This is a genomic window from Prolixibacter sp. NT017 (assembly GCF_009617875.1).
In the GTDB taxonomy this organism is placed as follows: domain Bacteria; phylum Bacteroidota; class Bacteroidia; order Bacteroidales; family Prolixibacteraceae; genus Prolixibacter.
In genome coordinates this window covers 2,873,790-2,889,112 of sequence record NZ_BLAV01000001.1, presented here as the reverse complement: position 1 = coordinate 2,889,112, position 15,323 = coordinate 2,873,790, and the positions used below count along the sequence as shown (strand labels likewise).

The 15,323-nt window shown below is 42.2% G+C and carries 14 protein-coding genes and 1 riboswitch; of the genes, 12 read left to right on the top strand and 2 right to left on the bottom strand.

Annotated elements, in window-relative coordinates; translation table 11 throughout:
- The first annotated feature begins 288 nt into the window (after window positions 1–288).
- Complete coding sequence (locus GJU87_RS11880; protein WP_153639723.1) at window positions 289–1,008, top strand: isoprenylcysteine carboxylmethyltransferase family protein; 720 nt, start codon at window positions 289–291, stop codon at window positions 1,006–1,008.
- Window positions 1,009–1,375: 367 nt separating this feature from the next.
- Here the strand turns inward: GJU87_RS11880 and GJU87_RS11875 are convergent, their stop codons facing one another.
- Complete coding sequence (locus tag GJU87_RS11875) at window positions 1,376–1,543, bottom strand: hypothetical protein (protein ID WP_153639722.1); 168 nt, start codon at window positions 1,541–1,543, stop codon at window positions 1,376–1,378.
- Window positions 1,544–1,919: 376 nt separating this feature from the next.
- On the opposite strand from GJU87_RS11875, the gene GJU87_RS11870 reads away from it, so the two are divergent.
- From GJU87_RS11870 to GJU87_RS11850, 5 genes are all read left to right on the top strand, one after another.
- Window positions 1,920–2,369 (top strand): hypothetical protein, encoded by a 450-nt coding sequence (locus GJU87_RS11870; RefSeq protein ID WP_153639721.1) that lies wholly within the window; start codon window positions 1,920–1,922, stop codon window positions 2,367–2,369.
- A 98-nt stretch (window positions 2,370–2,467) separates the two neighbouring features.
- Complete coding sequence (locus GJU87_RS11865; RefSeq protein ID WP_153639720.1) at window positions 2,468–3,091, top strand: hypothetical protein; 624 nt, start codon at window positions 2,468–2,470, stop codon at window positions 3,089–3,091.
- Window positions 3,092–3,281: 190 nt separating this feature from the next.
- The gene (locus GJU87_RS11860) at window positions 3,282–4,022 is read left to right on the top strand and encodes an NAD(P)-binding oxidoreductase (RefSeq protein ID WP_153639719.1); all 741 of its coding nucleotides are present in this window, start codon (window positions 3,282–3,284) and stop codon (window positions 4,020–4,022) included.
- A 286-nt stretch (window positions 4,023–4,308) separates the two neighbouring features.
- Window positions 4,309–5,448 carry a hypothetical protein gene (locus GJU87_RS11855; RefSeq protein WP_153639718.1) on the top strand — a complete coding sequence of 380 codons (1,140 nt, stop codon included), beginning with the start codon at window positions 4,309–4,311 and terminating at the stop codon, window positions 5,446–5,448.
- 121 nt (window positions 5,449–5,569) lie between these two features.
- Window positions 5,570–8,995: an ATP-binding protein gene (locus GJU87_RS11850; protein WP_153639717.1), complete on the top strand. Its 3,426-nt coding sequence runs from the start codon at window positions 5,570–5,572 to the stop codon at window positions 8,993–8,995.
- A gap of 132 nt (window positions 8,996–9,127) precedes the next feature.
- Here GJU87_RS11850 and nudC read toward each other — a convergent pair whose 3' ends face one another.
- Complete coding sequence (nudC, locus tag GJU87_RS11845) at window positions 9,128–9,994, bottom strand: NAD(+) diphosphatase (RefSeq protein WP_153639716.1); 867 nt, start codon at window positions 9,992–9,994, stop codon at window positions 9,128–9,130.
- A 350-nt stretch (window positions 9,995–10,344) separates the two neighbouring features.
- On the opposite strand from nudC, the gene GJU87_RS11840 reads away from it, so the two are divergent.
- The 6 genes from GJU87_RS11840 to GJU87_RS11815 all read left to right on the top strand — a co-directional run bounded on the left by GJU87_RS11840 (window position 10,345) and on the right by GJU87_RS11815 (window position 15,312).
- Window positions 10,345–11,043 (top strand): hypothetical protein, encoded by a 699-nt coding sequence (locus GJU87_RS11840; protein ID WP_153639715.1) that lies wholly within the window; start codon window positions 10,345–10,347, stop codon window positions 11,041–11,043.
- An 853-nt stretch (window positions 11,044–11,896) separates the two neighbouring features.
- Window positions 11,897–12,682, top strand: coding sequence for a class I SAM-dependent methyltransferase (locus GJU87_RS11835; RefSeq protein ID WP_153639714.1), 786 nt, complete (start codon window positions 11,897–11,899; stop codon window positions 12,680–12,682).
- 6 nt (window positions 12,683–12,688) lie between these two features.
- On the top strand, window positions 12,689–13,297 hold the full coding sequence (locus GJU87_RS11830) for a cysteine hydrolase family protein (protein WP_153639713.1): 609 nt from the start codon (window positions 12,689–12,691) through the stop codon (window positions 13,295–13,297).
- A 56-nt stretch (window positions 13,298–13,353) separates the two neighbouring features.
- Window positions 13,354–13,896 carry a carbonic anhydrase gene (locus tag GJU87_RS11825; RefSeq protein ID WP_153639712.1) on the top strand — a complete coding sequence of 181 codons (543 nt, stop codon included), beginning with the start codon at window positions 13,354–13,356 and terminating at the stop codon, window positions 13,894–13,896.
- Window positions 13,897–14,475: 579 nt separating this feature from the next.
- Window positions 14,476–14,539: riboswitch (Fluoride riboswitch) on the top strand.
- Window positions 14,540–14,690: 151 nt separating this feature from the next.
- A complete protein-coding gene (locus GJU87_RS11820; RefSeq protein WP_308788954.1) occupies window positions 14,691–14,945 on the top strand; it encodes a CrcB family protein in 255 nt (84 codons plus the stop codon).
- A gap of 1 nt (window position 14,946) precedes the next feature.
- On the top strand, window positions 14,947–15,312 hold the full coding sequence (locus GJU87_RS11815; protein WP_153639711.1) for a DUF190 domain-containing protein: 366 nt from the start codon (window positions 14,947–14,949) through the stop codon (window positions 15,310–15,312).
- Window positions 15,313–15,323 lie beyond the last annotated feature (11 nt).

The window sequence follows — 15,323 nt, the reverse complement described above, 5'->3', positions numbered from 1 at the left end:
GCAGAAGAGTTTCCCATTCTATTTACGGCTCAGACGTTCCTTTAATGGCTTCCGAAAAACTTATACGTTTCTCGTGCCATCTTAATACGTTTCTCCCTATCACCTTTATACGGTTCTCGTTGAAGCTTTATACGGTTCTCCTTTCAACTTCCTACCTATAACGGAAACCCGAAAGATTTTGATAACTTGGTTATGTCCTAACAACCAACGAAATGAGAACGAAAAAACTGACCGGTTATCGTTCTGTCTGGATTGCAAAGACACACCATTGAATAAGGAGGAATCGCTATGACACCGGAAACAGTTGATCAAAAGGCACCTCAATCAGTAAGCCCCCAATATCTGGCTGGATTAATCATCACGTATCTCCTGGTACCGCTGGTGCTCATGATAAGCGCATGGGATTTGGGTTGGTGGCAGGGATGGTTGTATTCAGCGCTGATAACGGTAGCGGCCATCGGTCCACGGTTGTGGGCAGAGAAAAGGCATCCGGGATTGCTGGCCGAGCGGGGCAAATTTGGAAAAGACCAGGATGTGAAATCGTGGGACAAAGTACTGGCCCCATTGATGATACTGAGCATATCATTCCCATTATTTATTGTGGCGGGACTCGATCACCGCTTTGGGTGGTCACCCCGGTTTCCGGTGTGGCTCAACATCGTTGGCTTCATTCTGATTGCGCTTGGATACACCTTCGGGGGGTGGGCGATGGTCGAAAACCGCTTCTTCTCAACCATGGTACGTATTCAAACCGACCGGGGACATCGGGTTTGTGACAGCGGTCCGTACCGGCTCGTCCGGCATCCGGGTTATGCCGGAAATATCCTGGCGCTACCTGGTATTGTACTGGCACTGGGCTCTGTCTGGACCATCATTCCGGTGCTCATTGCAGTAGTCATTGCGGTGATACGGACCATGCTGGAAGATCGGACGCTACAGGAAGAACTGCCAGGGTACCGCGATTATACGCGCCGCGTGCGTTACCGGTTGTTTCCCGGTATATACTAAGGAACACCGTTACGTGTTCACCCCGATGGTTGTCGGGGGTGGTTACTTTTTTTTTACCACTAAGGAAACAAAGAGGATACTTACATCGAAGCCGAATAATAGAAAACACTTTGTCCTTTTGGCTTGTCCCAAAAGTACCAAAAGGACAAGTCAAAGTGATCCTTCTGCCCGCGTCACGGTTTTTTCTTTCCGGCCCACGACCATGAATCCCCGCAAAAAACCGCTCCCGCCTTCTCCTGCCCGGGTGACTTTGACCGGCTCACGCACTTTTCGCCTACCGGCGAAATGGGGGACTTAGCATTGTCGAACACAAAACCTAAATAACCTGCGCCTCTTATATCTGAGTAGAATCCCGGACGAAATCTTATTAGCCCGGGGTGTGAGCCCCGGGTAGGGAAACGTGCGTGAGATTGCGATCGTGTGACGGACATGATTGAAATACATTTGCTGTTTCGAGCGCAATGGTGGTGTAGCCACATTGAAACCATTTCTTTTGTTGTTCTTTTCCGGCAACGCCGGATAAATCATTCTTCACCCCCAATCAATCTGGGGGTTGGGAACTCCCTCTTTTGACCATCTCCCCATCCCAAATCCCCACCCATCGAAAACCAAAGAGATTTTGTTAACTTGGATGCACCAAAGAATCCAAGAATATGAAGACAAAAAATTCGTCCAATTGCCACAAAAGATGCATATATCGCTCTCTTAAAAGCGGTTAGGGGGCGTTTGGTGCACATATAAGCCAGTTAGCAAAAATTTGATGAAAAAAAAATCACTCATAATAGGAATTATAATATTCATCAGCTTGTCATGTGCGAGAAAGAAAATCTTCCTGAATTATGACAAGAACACCACCATGATTGATAGTATGTGTAAAACATTTCAATGCTCTCAAGCCTGACAATTATGATATGTTTTTACAATTTGGGGAGGATGATAAAGTGGATATCATACTATGGGATAATGGTAAAATTGACAAAAACCTTGAAAACAAAACTGTTCTTGATGATTATGGACTAAGATTACAAAGTCAAAAACTTGACTCTATTTTGAATTTGATACATTTTAAGCAAGAATATCTAATAAGATTAAAACATGATTTGGCTGAAATAAATTGTAAATCTATTGGTTACAAACATAAAATATGGCATATTCATAATTCTGTTGGAGCAATTGAAATTGGTTATATAACTCATGATTTCTATGGATTGGATTATATAATTACTGATACTATTGACCAAGATTTTCTTAATGAGGCTAAAGAAATGTGCAATTATAAAATCATAAATAACAAAGTTTTAGTGAGATTTCAAGGGCCAAGCTGGGGAGATGATGGTGGAGTTAATTGGTGTGGTGAATAAAAATACTTTTGCCAACAGTGGCTCATGAAGCATAGCTCGCCGCAGGAGCAACTTAAGCCACGCTTCATAGCCGTGGCCGTTACCACACATTTTGAAAAATGACACGTAACTGGAACGACATACAGTGGATTTTTGAAGCTGACGGGAGTCTCAGAGACATTTACGTCCAGGATATTTCATTACAAGAATGGGAGAAACTCATTGACCACTTGAATGACAACTTCAACCTGACATATTCTGACAACGACAAGATCGACAAGAAATACGTTCTCAGGTATCTTCAGGATACAAGTGGGGAGATGGAAAGTAAATCCCTGACAATTAACTTGGGACAAATAAAGGTTAACTGTTATTTCTTTATTTCAGAGCAAATTGAATTTGACATTGATCCAAAAGACGTCAACTCTCTTAACGACTTTGAGAAGATTGAAAAATTTATGACTTCAATTAGCGAGGCTCTTCAGGAGCAGGTTACACTGACGGCAGCAAATAACCCTGAGTTTCCATTGTTCAAGATTGACACAAAAAATGAGATCAATAAAATATTGACAGAAAAAGAAGCGAGCGAGATATCAAGGACAACCAATTCCACCTCCTATCAAATATCGACTTTAAGGACCAGGCTTCAGAGGAAGTTTTTCCCTAGACAATTCGAGAAAAAGTTATTGGATAGGGCAAATCAAGAATACAGACCGACAAAAAAGAAAAATAACCTGTGGTAACAAGCGGTCATAAAACATAGCAGTTTCAGTGCAACCGCTCCCTTTCCCCCAATCTCCCTTTCTCCCAATCTCCCCATCGCAAACGCTCCCCATCCCAATCCCCACCCACCAAAAACCCGGCAAATTTCCTTAACTTGATGGTAATTGTTCGGATAGGACGCATATTTCAATGAATGAATAAACATACAATATGACAACATTGGTAGTTGGTGCAACGGGAGCAACCGGAAAACATGTAGTGGAGCAACTGCTCAATTCCCGGCAAAAGGTAAAGGTGATTGTTCGTTCGCCTGAGAAATTACCCGAAACATGGAAAACCAACGACCAACTGTCCATCATTCAAGCCAGCGTATCCGAAATCACGGTAGATGAAATGGCCGGATACATCCGCGATTGTGATGCCGTCGCTTCTTGTCTAGGCCATCATCCGAATTGGAAAGGGCTATACGGAAAACCCCGACGACTGGTGACCGACGCTGTCATCCTCCTTTGCAATGCCATTCAAAAGAACGCACCGGGTAAGCCCGTGAAATTTGTATTGATGAACACGACCGGCAACCGGAACCGCGACTTAAACGAACCCATTTCGATGGGGCAACGGTTGGTCATCGCCATCCTCCGGTTATTGTTACCTCCACATGTCGATAATGAAAAGGCGGCCGATTATTTACGGACGCAGATGGGGCAAAACAACCGTTTCATCGAGTGGGTAGCGGTTCGGCCCGATGGTTTGGTAAACGAAGACCAGGTCACCGGATACGAGGTGCATCCTTCACCCACAAGAAGTGCGATTTTAAATGCCGGAACGGTCAGCCGGATCAATGTCGGTCATTTTATGGCCGAACTCATCACCAACAATGACGTATGGAGTAGGTGGAAGGGACAAATGCCCGTTATCTATCAAACGGCTCCGAAGAATCGTCAATCGTAAACGCCAACCATCTCACCAGCCCGAAACCCATCACTCGGAAACCCGAAAGATTTTGTTAACTTGGATGCACCAAAGAATCCAACAACATGAAGACAGAAAATTCGACCAATTACCACCGGGCTTGTGAGTTAGCAGAACGGCTTCCTGTTTGTATAGGGGAGCAACAACAAATATTGTGTTTGACTATTCAACGAAGGTAAACATACCATTCTCAGATTGGAGACATAGAATAGTTTTGGTAGATATGCAAACTAGTTGGGGAGCATTTGAATAAACTTAAATTATCATGGAGATAGATAAAAAATTTAATCGTGTCAAAACGAAAACTGAGAATTTCTATATTTCAACATACGGAAAAAATGCAGATGTTAGTAATCTTTACCAAGGAAAAGTAAAATGTAAACTTCTTCATAGTAAAGATGATTCTATTGTTTTTCCAGACCAAATTTTTATTGCTGAAAAAGGAACAAGTTTTAAATGGATACAACCACTTACCTTTTTAGTGAATTTATTAGTAAAAGATGAGGAAATCATTCATTGTGGTTTTTTTGTTGATATTTCAGCGGGAAATACTTTAAATGTTGAATTTACAAACAATGATTTTGTAAAAAACTTACCTGATAATTCGGCAATATATAATTGTAAAATATTTGGTCCTAAGAATATTACAGATTATGCGACTGGAGAAGGAGAAGTTATAGATGGGATTCCACATTTGTACCTCTATCATCATACCCTACCACGCTATAAAGAACTCATTTTAAAATCATCCGAATTAAAACTGTCAAAATGGAATATACAAGGGACTAAAAAGCTTTCAAATATTGGCTATTTTTATTTAACTGCGTTGAATAGGATTCAGGTAAATAATGACTTGGAACAAATTGCTATGTCTTCAAGAGGTGCAATATATTTATTGTTAGATAATTATGAATACCCTAAAAAGATTACTTTTAACAAAGCTGAGAATATAAAAAATGGAGTTCTGGAATTAAAAGTATACAGAGAAAATACTTTGAATAGGAAAGCTTCGATTAAATTTCTCGTAGACTCTTCAGTAATTGCTCCTAAACATTTATGGAAACACGCTCCAAATAATCAACCCGTTTTTTATGAAATATGCATGCCATTTATATATCGAATTGGTGGTGAGTCTGAGTTAACCCTAGGCTTCAAAAAAGATGTTATATCCAATCAGAAAAACATAAAAATGCTAGATTATCAGGTCGTAGGATTAGGTAATTCTTTTAGTGGATTAGAAGCTCCTTACGATGAGGAGAATACTGAACATATCTTTAAAATTGAGAAATTAAATACAGATACAAATATTCTTGAATTTTGGTTTGAGAATTCAAATACAGACCAATTCTCAGAAAAGATTATCGATATACAGAAATTTGAAAAAACGCCACCCGACAATGTGTAAATTTTATAGCGGATTCGATGTTGTACGGGGTGCAGCAAACCATATTGTTTTTGACAACACAAACTATGTATTAAATTGAATTGTTGGCTACAGTGTAATCGAAGCGAAAATCTGTGAGTAAATGAAAATATTTGAGACTTTAAAAAAGAGAAGTGAAAATCCATCTGATGGAGTGAAGATTGAACTAAAATTGTACAATCTTGCTGACGACTTAACTAAAAAGGCTGTAGCTCATTTAAAGCGGATTACAAGAATATTACCGGAGTTTGATTTACACGATAAGGTTCACAGTGAGAAAGTTTTGTATAATCAAGAACAGTTATTAGGTGATCGAAAAATACAAGAATTATCAGTTTATGAACTGTTTTTGATACATTTATCTGCGTTTTTTCATGATTGCGCTATGGCTCCTTCCGATTGGGAAATTGAGGTTTTAAAATTAACGGAAGGAACTGACAAGTTTAAAGTGAAATCGGACTCATTACTAAATGACTTGAAGGCACCATTGAAGCTCTCAGAAGCAATTAAAGTCATTTCTTCAACTAAAGGAAAGATTTACGGGACATTTGAGAGTGATGTAAAGGAGTGGATTTTTTCTCCAAGCTCAGAAAAAGAACTAATTAACTATTTGGCAGATTTACTTGTAGATTATCAAAATTATAGGAATGGATTTGCGGACCAAATTAGAAGAATAGAATCTTTGAATGATTTTGAGAAATTAAATGACTTCATTCGTATTGATTATATACGAGCAACCCATCATACAAGGATTGAAACTTATGTAAAGAATCTCGAATCATTGTTTAGTAATGCATTTGAACAACCAACATGGGGAAAACAGCTTGCAAATGATTTAGCTAAAATATGTAGGTCTCATGGTGAGGATTCGACTTTTGTAAATAAGCTTAGTGCAAATGCGCAGTATTACGGTAATGAATCAGCAAATCTTCAATTTGTAGCCATAATGCTTCGATTAGGAGATATAATTCATTTTAGTTTTGATAGAGCTCCTATTGATTTAAGGTCCTCTAGGATATTTAAATCTGAATATAGTTTTCTTCAATGGGCTGTTAAAAACAACGGCGTGAACTATTCTATTGAAAATGGGCTGGTATCATTTCGAGCGTATTGTGAAGATCCTGAATCTTACTTCAAACTTCATCAGTATATTGATTGGATAGAGATTGAAATACAGAATTATTTTAAATTTGAAAGACTTTGGAACAAAATATATATTGACAATTTCCAAGATAAAGTAGATCGGACAAATGTAAATAATGATGAAGATGTATTTTTACCCAAACGAGGTCTAAGCTTTTCTTTAAATCAGACAAGAACGATTGAGTTATTGATGGGAGTTGGGTTATATAAAGACAAATTTGCCTGTTTACGGGAATTATACCAGAACTCTCTTGATGCCTGTCGGTGCATGATTTCTCAAAATAGAACTTTAGGGAAATCTACTAGAGGAATAATAGAGTTTGGGCTACAAAGTGAAGAAGGTAAGACGTTTTTGTATTGTCTAGACAACGGAATTGGTATGTCGAAGCATATAATAGAAACCTATCTTTTGAATATTGGTAATTCATATTATAAGTCTTCAGATTTCTTCAAATATCAAGCAAAGTGGGGCGGCGATTTCACTCCTATATCTCAATTTGGAATTGGCATTCTATCTTGTTTTATGATTGGCAACAAAATTGAAATTACTACTAAGACAATTGATGGTAACTACATATCTTGTTCTATCGATGGACCACATGAAAACTTTTATTATAAGAAAACAAATGACATTGAAAAGGAAAAGATATTAGAATCTGGCACTATTGTCAGAGTCCAATTAGTAGAAGAAATTAGCCAGCTGTTAAATGTTAAAAAGCTTAATAAGCTTGGGATTTTATTACTTGGCAAACCAAAACACGTTCCTGAAGAATATGTGAAGTATCTGGATCTGTATAATTACTGGAATAATCATCTTTACAATAAAGTTAATGGGTTTGTAGGGGTAATTCAAAAAGATATTGATGTATTGGTGAATATAGAAGATGATACTAAGTTAAAAATTGAAAGCAAACCGATTATAATTGAAGAAGACAAGTATGGCGTTTGCAGTCAGGATTTAGAATACATACATTTTTTGAATAATAGTCGGAGAATTTATCAACTTAAATACGCCTTCACGGAAATCAAAGATCTTCTGGAGCTTTATGAAATTGATATTATTCATAAGTCAGTCCAATATAAAACAACTTTTGCTTTGCCCAAATCAGGGTTAGCTGGTTATGATTCCAATATTTTCTATAGTATACCTAAGGTCGATGGTAGGGGAGTATGTATTGACGGGATAGTTATTTCTAATTCTAATCCTGTATCCATTTCTCATTACTATACGAATGCTTTAAGCCATGATGGTGTTTTAAACTTCAAAGGCGAAAATCGACCACAACTAAGTGTTGATAGAACTTCAATAATAAATTATGATAATGAACACGAAGAAGTTGTATCTGAACTTGTTTTGTTTTTGCTGAAAGAAATGATCTCAATAACCCAAAAGCATATTTCCGATTATAAAATAGAAGTGAATTCGAAAGAATTTAATCTTATATGGGATTTTATTTTTGAAAAAATTGGATATGCAGACACTTTGTTTGTTAATGAGTTATCTTATACAGAATATGGTAATATTTTATGGAAAGGTGTAGTTAATTCAACAAGAGAAAATATAACGATAAAACAGTTTGTAGAAAGAGAAGAGGTTAGTTTGCGAAACTACAATCTTTCCTCTCTTGATATTTTAACGCAAAAGCTGATTATATTTAAACTGCTGATAGCTGAGGAAATTATAGTTTCGGATAATTCTCTGGTATTGAGGAGTGGGAGTCCATACAAAATCCCAATTTTGCAACGCAGACAACATTTTAATGAAAAATCTTTGATTGTAAGGGCCAATAAATTTGGTGACACTTTTGATGACTACGATCTTATCTCTAATTTATATCCTATTGTTCCAGAGTATTTATTTGATAAAATAGATGGCATCGATAGTGAGAAAGTGCAAAATAGTGATGCGAAATTAATTTATTCATTTAGTAATGGAATTACGGCTTTTTTTAACCAAGATCCGTTTTTGATAAACGAAAAGCTTGGGCTATATATTACAGAAAAAAACTCATTTGGAAAGGACAAGAATTCTATATATGAATTTCAAAATAAAAGAGCAAAAATTCACTTATTTGAAATAAATAAACCAATTGATTCGGGCGAAGAAAAAAAACGCATGGTAATATCGGTGTTTATATCTCCTAAAGAGCTTAGTTTGGAAGAATCCAGTAGACTGGATGAAATAAGGGAATCCGACTATTCTTATTACAAGGGGGTTAAAGAGGGGTGGAGTATTTTAGTTACTGGTATGGATAAATATAATACGGTAATAATCCCAGGGAAGTGTACACGAAAGGAGATGATTGCCCATATACCAGAGAAGTTTTGGCAAGAATATAAAGATTACGTTTTTGTATTTCCCAATAATTCAACGATGGAGAGATAAAAGCTCAACAAATAAGAGATTACAAATGATGTTTAGAGGTGAGGCAAAATTAATATGTATAGTAACTGTCATATTGGTGATTGCCTTGACTATATTTATATAGCTGATGCTGACAACTGTTGGTGAAAACCTTCAAGCCCCCACCTTCTTCACCTCTCCGCACCCCTGCAATTCGCCTTTCTCGAATTTGGCGATCATCTCGCCGGCAATGCTAATGGTGGAGGAGTGGTTGGGCAGGTCGCCACGGGAGAACCAGGCGGCTTCCACAATCTCGTTACCGTCGACGTGGATAGGCTGGTGTTCGTCGGCCTCCGCCACAAAACCAATCATCATCGAACCCGACAGCGGCCATGGCTGGCTCTTGTAATACTGAATGTTGGTCACGTCGAGGCCCACCTCTTCCTTCACCTCGCGTGCCAACGCCTCCTCAAGCGTTTCGCCCACATCCACGTACCCTGCAATGAGCGAAAACCAGTTGCCGCGGAAATTCGCATTGCGGGCCAGCAGCAGTTTATCGCCGCTCACAATGGCCACAATAATGGCCGGCGAAATTTTGGGATAAACGGTGGTATGGCAATTCGGACACTCCAGCGCCCGTTCGTTGGATTTGTGTTCGGTCCGGCTCCCGCATTTCCCGCAAAAACGGTTCTGCGTGTACCAGTTCACCAGGTGTAACCCCGCGATGCTCACCCACGCGATTTCCGGCTGCTCAATCGTCCGGAAAAAGCTGATTTCCTGGTAAGCAAAATCCGGTTCCCTCGCGGCCAGCTCATCCCACACCAGGAAGCACGAAACATCGTTCAGCGAAAACAGGAACGTGCTTTCCGTCTGTTCCGTCATCTCCGGGAAATCCTTCTTTCGCGGTAGCCCGAATGTCTCCCCGTCGGTTTTCAGCAACAACGTGTTGTCCCGGTAACAAAGCACAATGTCCTCGTCTCCGATGTGTTGTTCAGCGCGGTATTGATTGTCGAAACGGTGGGGAAAGATATCCTGAATCATGAGGCAAACGGTTGAAATTTTATCGGGCAAAGATAACCAGAATAACGTTGGTATCCATGAACAACGCACTCGTAAAGACGAAATGCTTTCGTCTTTGCCACATCCCACCGGTACCCATGAACAACGCGCCGTAGAGACGCAATGCCTTGCGTCTCAAAAAACATTTCCCCAATGATTCCTCCCATCAAATACCGCCGCCGTCCTCCATCTGTGTAATCTGGTTAATCTGCGTAATCCAGGTTCAGACAATTACGCCCGCATCATCCCGGCCCAGACAATTTTCAAAAAATCCATGCACTTCTGCCGTGTTTGGATCGTCTTACGTATATTACATAAAAATGTGCGGTGTTATGCAACAAAAACACGTGTGGTTAATTCTCCTGGTCATTCAGAGCCTGACGGTATTACAGGCGAAGGGACAAGAGACCAAAAGAGATTCAGTTGATATAGGCGATTCCATAAAGTGGAAAAGCAGTACGGAGCATCTGTCGGTACAACCCTTCCTGCAACAGGAAAAACCGGTCCTGTGGTTTCCGGAGAGTGATTTATCCCAAACGCTTCACCAAAAGATTTTTGTCCCCGACATGGATCGTGTTCTGAAATACCTAAGCTACCGGACCAACGACTCCGTATCGTCCGTTTTACCAATGTATCCCGGACTGGCAGATTTCCGGAATTACGGCGGTCGGTTAGGCACGTTCAGCCTGACAGACGACCTGTCGCTGGATTATGGCGCTTTTATTAATGTGCAGTACGGATATCTCACCGGACGCCGGAACATTATTTTTGGGGGGAATTTGCTTTTCCGGTATTCGCTGACCAACAGGCTGCAATTACAAACCTGGGGACAATACGTTACGCTGGGAAAACGCAACGATCCGGCATTCCGGATGCGCGGGCTTTTCCCAACACGGGAGGTTGGTGCAGGCGTGCAGTATGATTCGGGCAGAGGCACAAAAATCAAAGTCGGCACCGAATACAAATACGACCAGAACAAAAAGGTCTGGAAACCCGAATCGGGCGGAAAGGTATTGTTTAATTTCAAATAGGGCACCCGTAAAGACGCCCGAATCGGGCGTCTCAAAAAAAAACGTCTGAACCCGGAAACCGCAGATTTACCAGATTACGCAGATGGGAGGCGGCGGTGGTGTTTGATAGACCGAATCATTGAAGGGGTGTTTTTTTTTTTTTTTTTTTTTTTTTTTTTTGAAACACAAGGCATTGCGTCTTTACGATCACGTTGTTCATGGGTGTGAATTGGTTGAAATTGCCTAAAACGTCGATGGGCGCATGATCCTTTTAATCCGGGAAATCCAAAAATCTGCGGTTTCCGGGTTCAGACAATTACGCCTTGCGTCTCAAACAACTGCTCTCTTTTGTCGTTCAACGACATTCTTTTGGCATTCTAGCTGATTCTTTTGGTATTCCAGCTGACTCTTTTGGCGATCTATGCCGTTCTTTTCGCGTTTAATGGGTTCCTTTTGCAGTTAAAGGTCTTTCTTTTGTCGTTAATGGGGCTTCTTTTGCAGGAAAAGGAGTCTCTTTTGTAGTTCTCCGGGACTCTTTTGTAATTCTCTGGGTTTCTTTTGCGGTTAATAGAGTTCCTTTTGTCGTTTGATGAGCCTCTTTTATGATTCCCTGGGAGAGTATTCGGGAGTATTCAGGGAGTATTCATTAAACTGCGTTAACGGGGGAAATTCATAGAATTATGACAAATAACATTCAGTTCCATTGGGTAAAAACATCAACACCAGGAAAATGTCGCGTGGCTGATGGGTAAAAACAGGCGGTAAATGACTGGCAAGTACAAAAACTCTCAACCCAACGCGTGATTATTTGTTTAGGGGTAGGGTATTGGTAGAGACGCACCATAGTGCGTCTCTGTAAAAGGGAAAAAATAACATGGCAAAAGACTGGAATCCGGAATTGTACAACGACAAGCACGCATTTGTGTACCAATATGGCCAGGGAATCCTCAGCTGGCTGGAACCCAAAGCAAATGAACGTATTCTCGACGTGGGATGCGGCTCGGGACAACTTACCAGTCAGATAAAAGAGAGTGCTGCATGGGTGGTAGGAATGGATAACTCGCCTGAAATGATCGCCGACGCGCGAAGCAAATATCCCAGCATCGATTTCGAGGTGGGAAATGCGTCCGATTTTGAGTTCAACCAACGGTTCGATGCCATCTTTTCGAATGCAGCGCTTCACTGGGTAACCGATTACGAGGGAGCCGTTAAATGCATGTACCGCAACCTGAAACCGGGTGGACGCCTGGTGGCCGAGTTCGGTGGGAAAGGCAATGTGCAAAACATCGTCGGGGCCTTGCGGAAGGTACTGACCCAACACGGTTACCACGAACAGGCCGAGAAGCAACTCTGGTATTTCCCGACGATTGGCGAGTATGCCACAGAGCTGGAAAAAGCCGGATTCCGGGTAGTCCGGGCCGAGCATTTCGACCGCCCCACGGAACTGGCCGACGCAGAGACCGGCATGGCCGACTGGCTCTCGATGTTTGGCAAGCAATTCTTTGACGGCGTGAGCGACGAGGATGCTCAAATCATCAAAGCCGAAGTGCAGGAACGAATTAAACCGGTCTGTTTTGTCGACGGTAAATGGTATGCCGATTACAAACGCATCCGCGTGATGGCCGTAAAGGAGAAAACGGAAAACATCGATACCAAATAACAAAACATGGAGAACGCACAGCCATTATCCAACGAACCGCTTCAGCCGTTCATCCCCGACGGACAGCCCGCGTTGTTGCTGGTCGATATCCAGCAGGGATTTGACCATCCGACTTACTGGGGCAGCAAACGCAACCATCCCGACGCGGAGAAAAACGCAGCCCGGCTGTTGGAGGTGTGGCGCCAACACGGCTTTCCCGTTATTCATGTAAAACACAACTCGGTCAACCCGCAATCGCCGCTGGCCGAAGGAAAGCCCGGCAATGCCATTCAAACGGTGGTGCAGCCGAAAGAAGGGGAGCCCGTTATCGGGAAAACGGTCAACAGTGCCTTCATCGGCACCGGGTTGGAGCAACGCCTGCACAACGAAGGCATTCGTCAGTTGGTGGTGGTTGGCCTCACCACCGATCAGTGTATTTCCACCACCGTACGCATGGCCGGCAACCTTGGCTTCGACACCTACGTGGTAAACGACGCCACTGCCACGTTCCCGAAAACCGGTTTCGACGGCAAGCACTATTCAGCCAAGACCATTCACGAAACGGCGCTGGCCAGCCTGAACGAAGAATTCGCCACCGTATTAAACATGGCAGACATCATAAAAACATTCATATAATAAACATGCCGGCCGTAACGGAAGAACAGAACGCCGGCGGAAATGAAGCGAGAACTATGAACAGACTTGTAGCAATTAAAACGAAAGATGACATTTTCCCGGAGTACCGGGATACGCCCATTGGTGACCTGCTGGAGTACCACGATCTCGACCGGGATTTCGACTCCTATGAGGCAGCTCAGTTGTTGGTCGGTATGTGCATGGACCACCGCAAACACCTGCACATCCCCGATAATTTTTCATACATCATCAGGGCGGGTGGTGCCAATCTCCGCCACAGCGAGTTCAAAGTATCGTTTGCTATCGCGATAGGAAATGTGAAGCACATTGCCATCATCGGGCACAGCAACTGCGGGATGGTGAACCTGGCCTCGAAAAAAGAGAAGTTTATTGGCGGTCTGGTCGATTCGGCCGGATGGGAACGGACTTTCGCCGAAGAGCATTTCAATCAGTTTGCCCCGCTTTTCGAGATTGGCAACGAAATCGATTTCGTATTATCTGAAGTCAAACGTCTGCGGAACCGCTACCCGAAAATCACCGTTGCGCCCATGTATTACAAGGTGGAAGACAACAAGCTCTACCTGATCAGGGAGGAGTAATAAACGGAAGAAAACAAAAGCAAGTAACACATAAGGATGTCATCCCTCCGAGGGATGACATCCTTTTTCGTTCCGGGATGCTGAAGGGAACTTTGGGTCGGTGCGTTTTTTCCTGTGCCACGAGTTACCGTTTTGATATTACCGCTATTCCTGTCAAATGGCTCATAAAAAGTACTGTTGCAATAGTTAGTCACAGTCCTGAAGCCCCTTCAGGGGGTTGGGGTGGTTACAGTCTGCGGCCTTTGCGTGAACTATTCGATCCTAATAATGAAACGCCCATTCAATAATAAACCGAATTGCCCGTAGGGAATCAAATATTGTAGTTGTAGCAGAAATGTCGCAAAGGGCTCTTTACTCCGTAAGTGTTACTTCTCCAACATTTCCAACAGCCATCAATTAAAGATATCAGGTGAAGTGCCCGGCTCTTGTTTTGAGAACCGGTGTGCTTCACCTTTTTTTCTTGTTTACCCGAATCGGGTGATAGCCGCCCGGTTGTTTCCTCCTTTCGGGACGTTTTCTAATCATAAAAGTTGTTAATGAAAGCTACCGGTAGGATAACCAGCCCGATTAATCCGTACATTTGATATGGGCAATGAAGTCTGCCATTAACCGCCTCCCAAAGGCTAATGACTTCTGCGATATGAAATTTGAACCCTAAATTTCAATTGTATGGTGAAGTCACTAATGATTGCAGGCATGGGAGGGTTTGTCGGAACAGCTTTCCGGTTCGCCATCTCCCGCTACATTCAAAATCACACCCCAACGGTCTTTCCCTGGGGGGACGTTTTTTGTGAATAATTCCTGGCAGCCTTCTGACAGGCTTTATTTTCGGTTTAACCGGGAAAGGAGATTGGCTGTCGGCGGAGTTTTGCATTTTTCTGACAGTGGGCATCTGCGGCGGATTTACCACTTTCCCGGCACTCACCGACGATGCCTTTCTACTACTCCAAAGCCGCGAGTGGCTTCGGTTTATCATATATGCGTCACTGAGCTTCACCCTGGGGTTGGTGGCGGTGTACATCGGACGAATGACGATAAAACTGGTATAAGATGGAAAAATCAAACAAGACACTACTGTTACGGATTTTCATCGGCTCTACCGATAAGCTGGGCAACGATAGTCTGTACGAATCGCTGGTATTCAAAGCAAAAAAAGCCGGGTTGGCAGGCTCCACCGTCGTGAAAGGCGTGATGGGCTTCGGGGCCAGTTCGGTAATTCACTCGTACAAATTCTGGGAGGTGGCTGAAAAGCTTCCCACCATCGTGGAAATTATCGATGAGGAAGAGAAGGTGATGGCATTTTACGAAACCATCAAAAGCGACCTGGAGACCATGCGCTACGGTTGCCTGGTAACAGTGGAAGAGGTGACGGTGTTGCTGAACAAAGCCGGGCAGAAACGGGAGTTTTATTTTTAAACCTTGATGAT

Coding starts and splice junctions, on each gene's coding strand:
- GJU87_RS11880 (WP_153639723.1), top strand. CDS start 289: ATGACACCGGAAACAGTTGATCAAAAGGCACCTCAATCAGTAAGCCCC.
- GJU87_RS11870 (WP_153639721.1), top strand. CDS start 1,920: ATGTTTTTACAATTTGGGGAGGATGATAAAGTGGATATCATACTATGG.
- GJU87_RS11865 (WP_153639720.1), top strand. CDS start 2,468: ATGACACGTAACTGGAACGACATACAGTGGATTTTTGAAGCTGACGGG.
- GJU87_RS11860 (WP_153639719.1), top strand. CDS start 3,282: ATGACAACATTGGTAGTTGGTGCAACGGGAGCAACCGGAAAACATGTA.
- GJU87_RS11855 (WP_153639718.1), top strand. CDS start 4,309: ATGGAGATAGATAAAAAATTTAATCGTGTCAAAACGAAAACTGAGAAT.
- GJU87_RS11850 (WP_153639717.1), top strand. CDS start 5,570: ATGAAAATATTTGAGACTTTAAAAAAGAGAAGTGAAAATCCATCTGAT.
- nudC (WP_153639716.1), bottom strand. CDS start 9,994: ATGATTCAGGATATCTTTCCCCACCGTTTCGACAATCAATACCGCGCT.
- GJU87_RS11840 (WP_153639715.1), top strand. CDS start 10,345: ATGCAACAAAAACACGTGTGGTTAATTCTCCTGGTCATTCAGAGCCTG.
- GJU87_RS11835 (WP_153639714.1), top strand. CDS start 11,897: ATGGCAAAAGACTGGAATCCGGAATTGTACAACGACAAGCACGCATTT.
- GJU87_RS11830 (WP_153639713.1), top strand. CDS start 12,689: ATGGAGAACGCACAGCCATTATCCAACGAACCGCTTCAGCCGTTCATC.
- GJU87_RS11825 (WP_153639712.1), top strand. CDS start 13,354: ATGAACAGACTTGTAGCAATTAAAACGAAAGATGACATTTTCCCGGAG.
- GJU87_RS11815 (WP_153639711.1), top strand. CDS start 14,947: ATGGAAAAATCAAACAAGACACTACTGTTACGGATTTTCATCGGCTCT.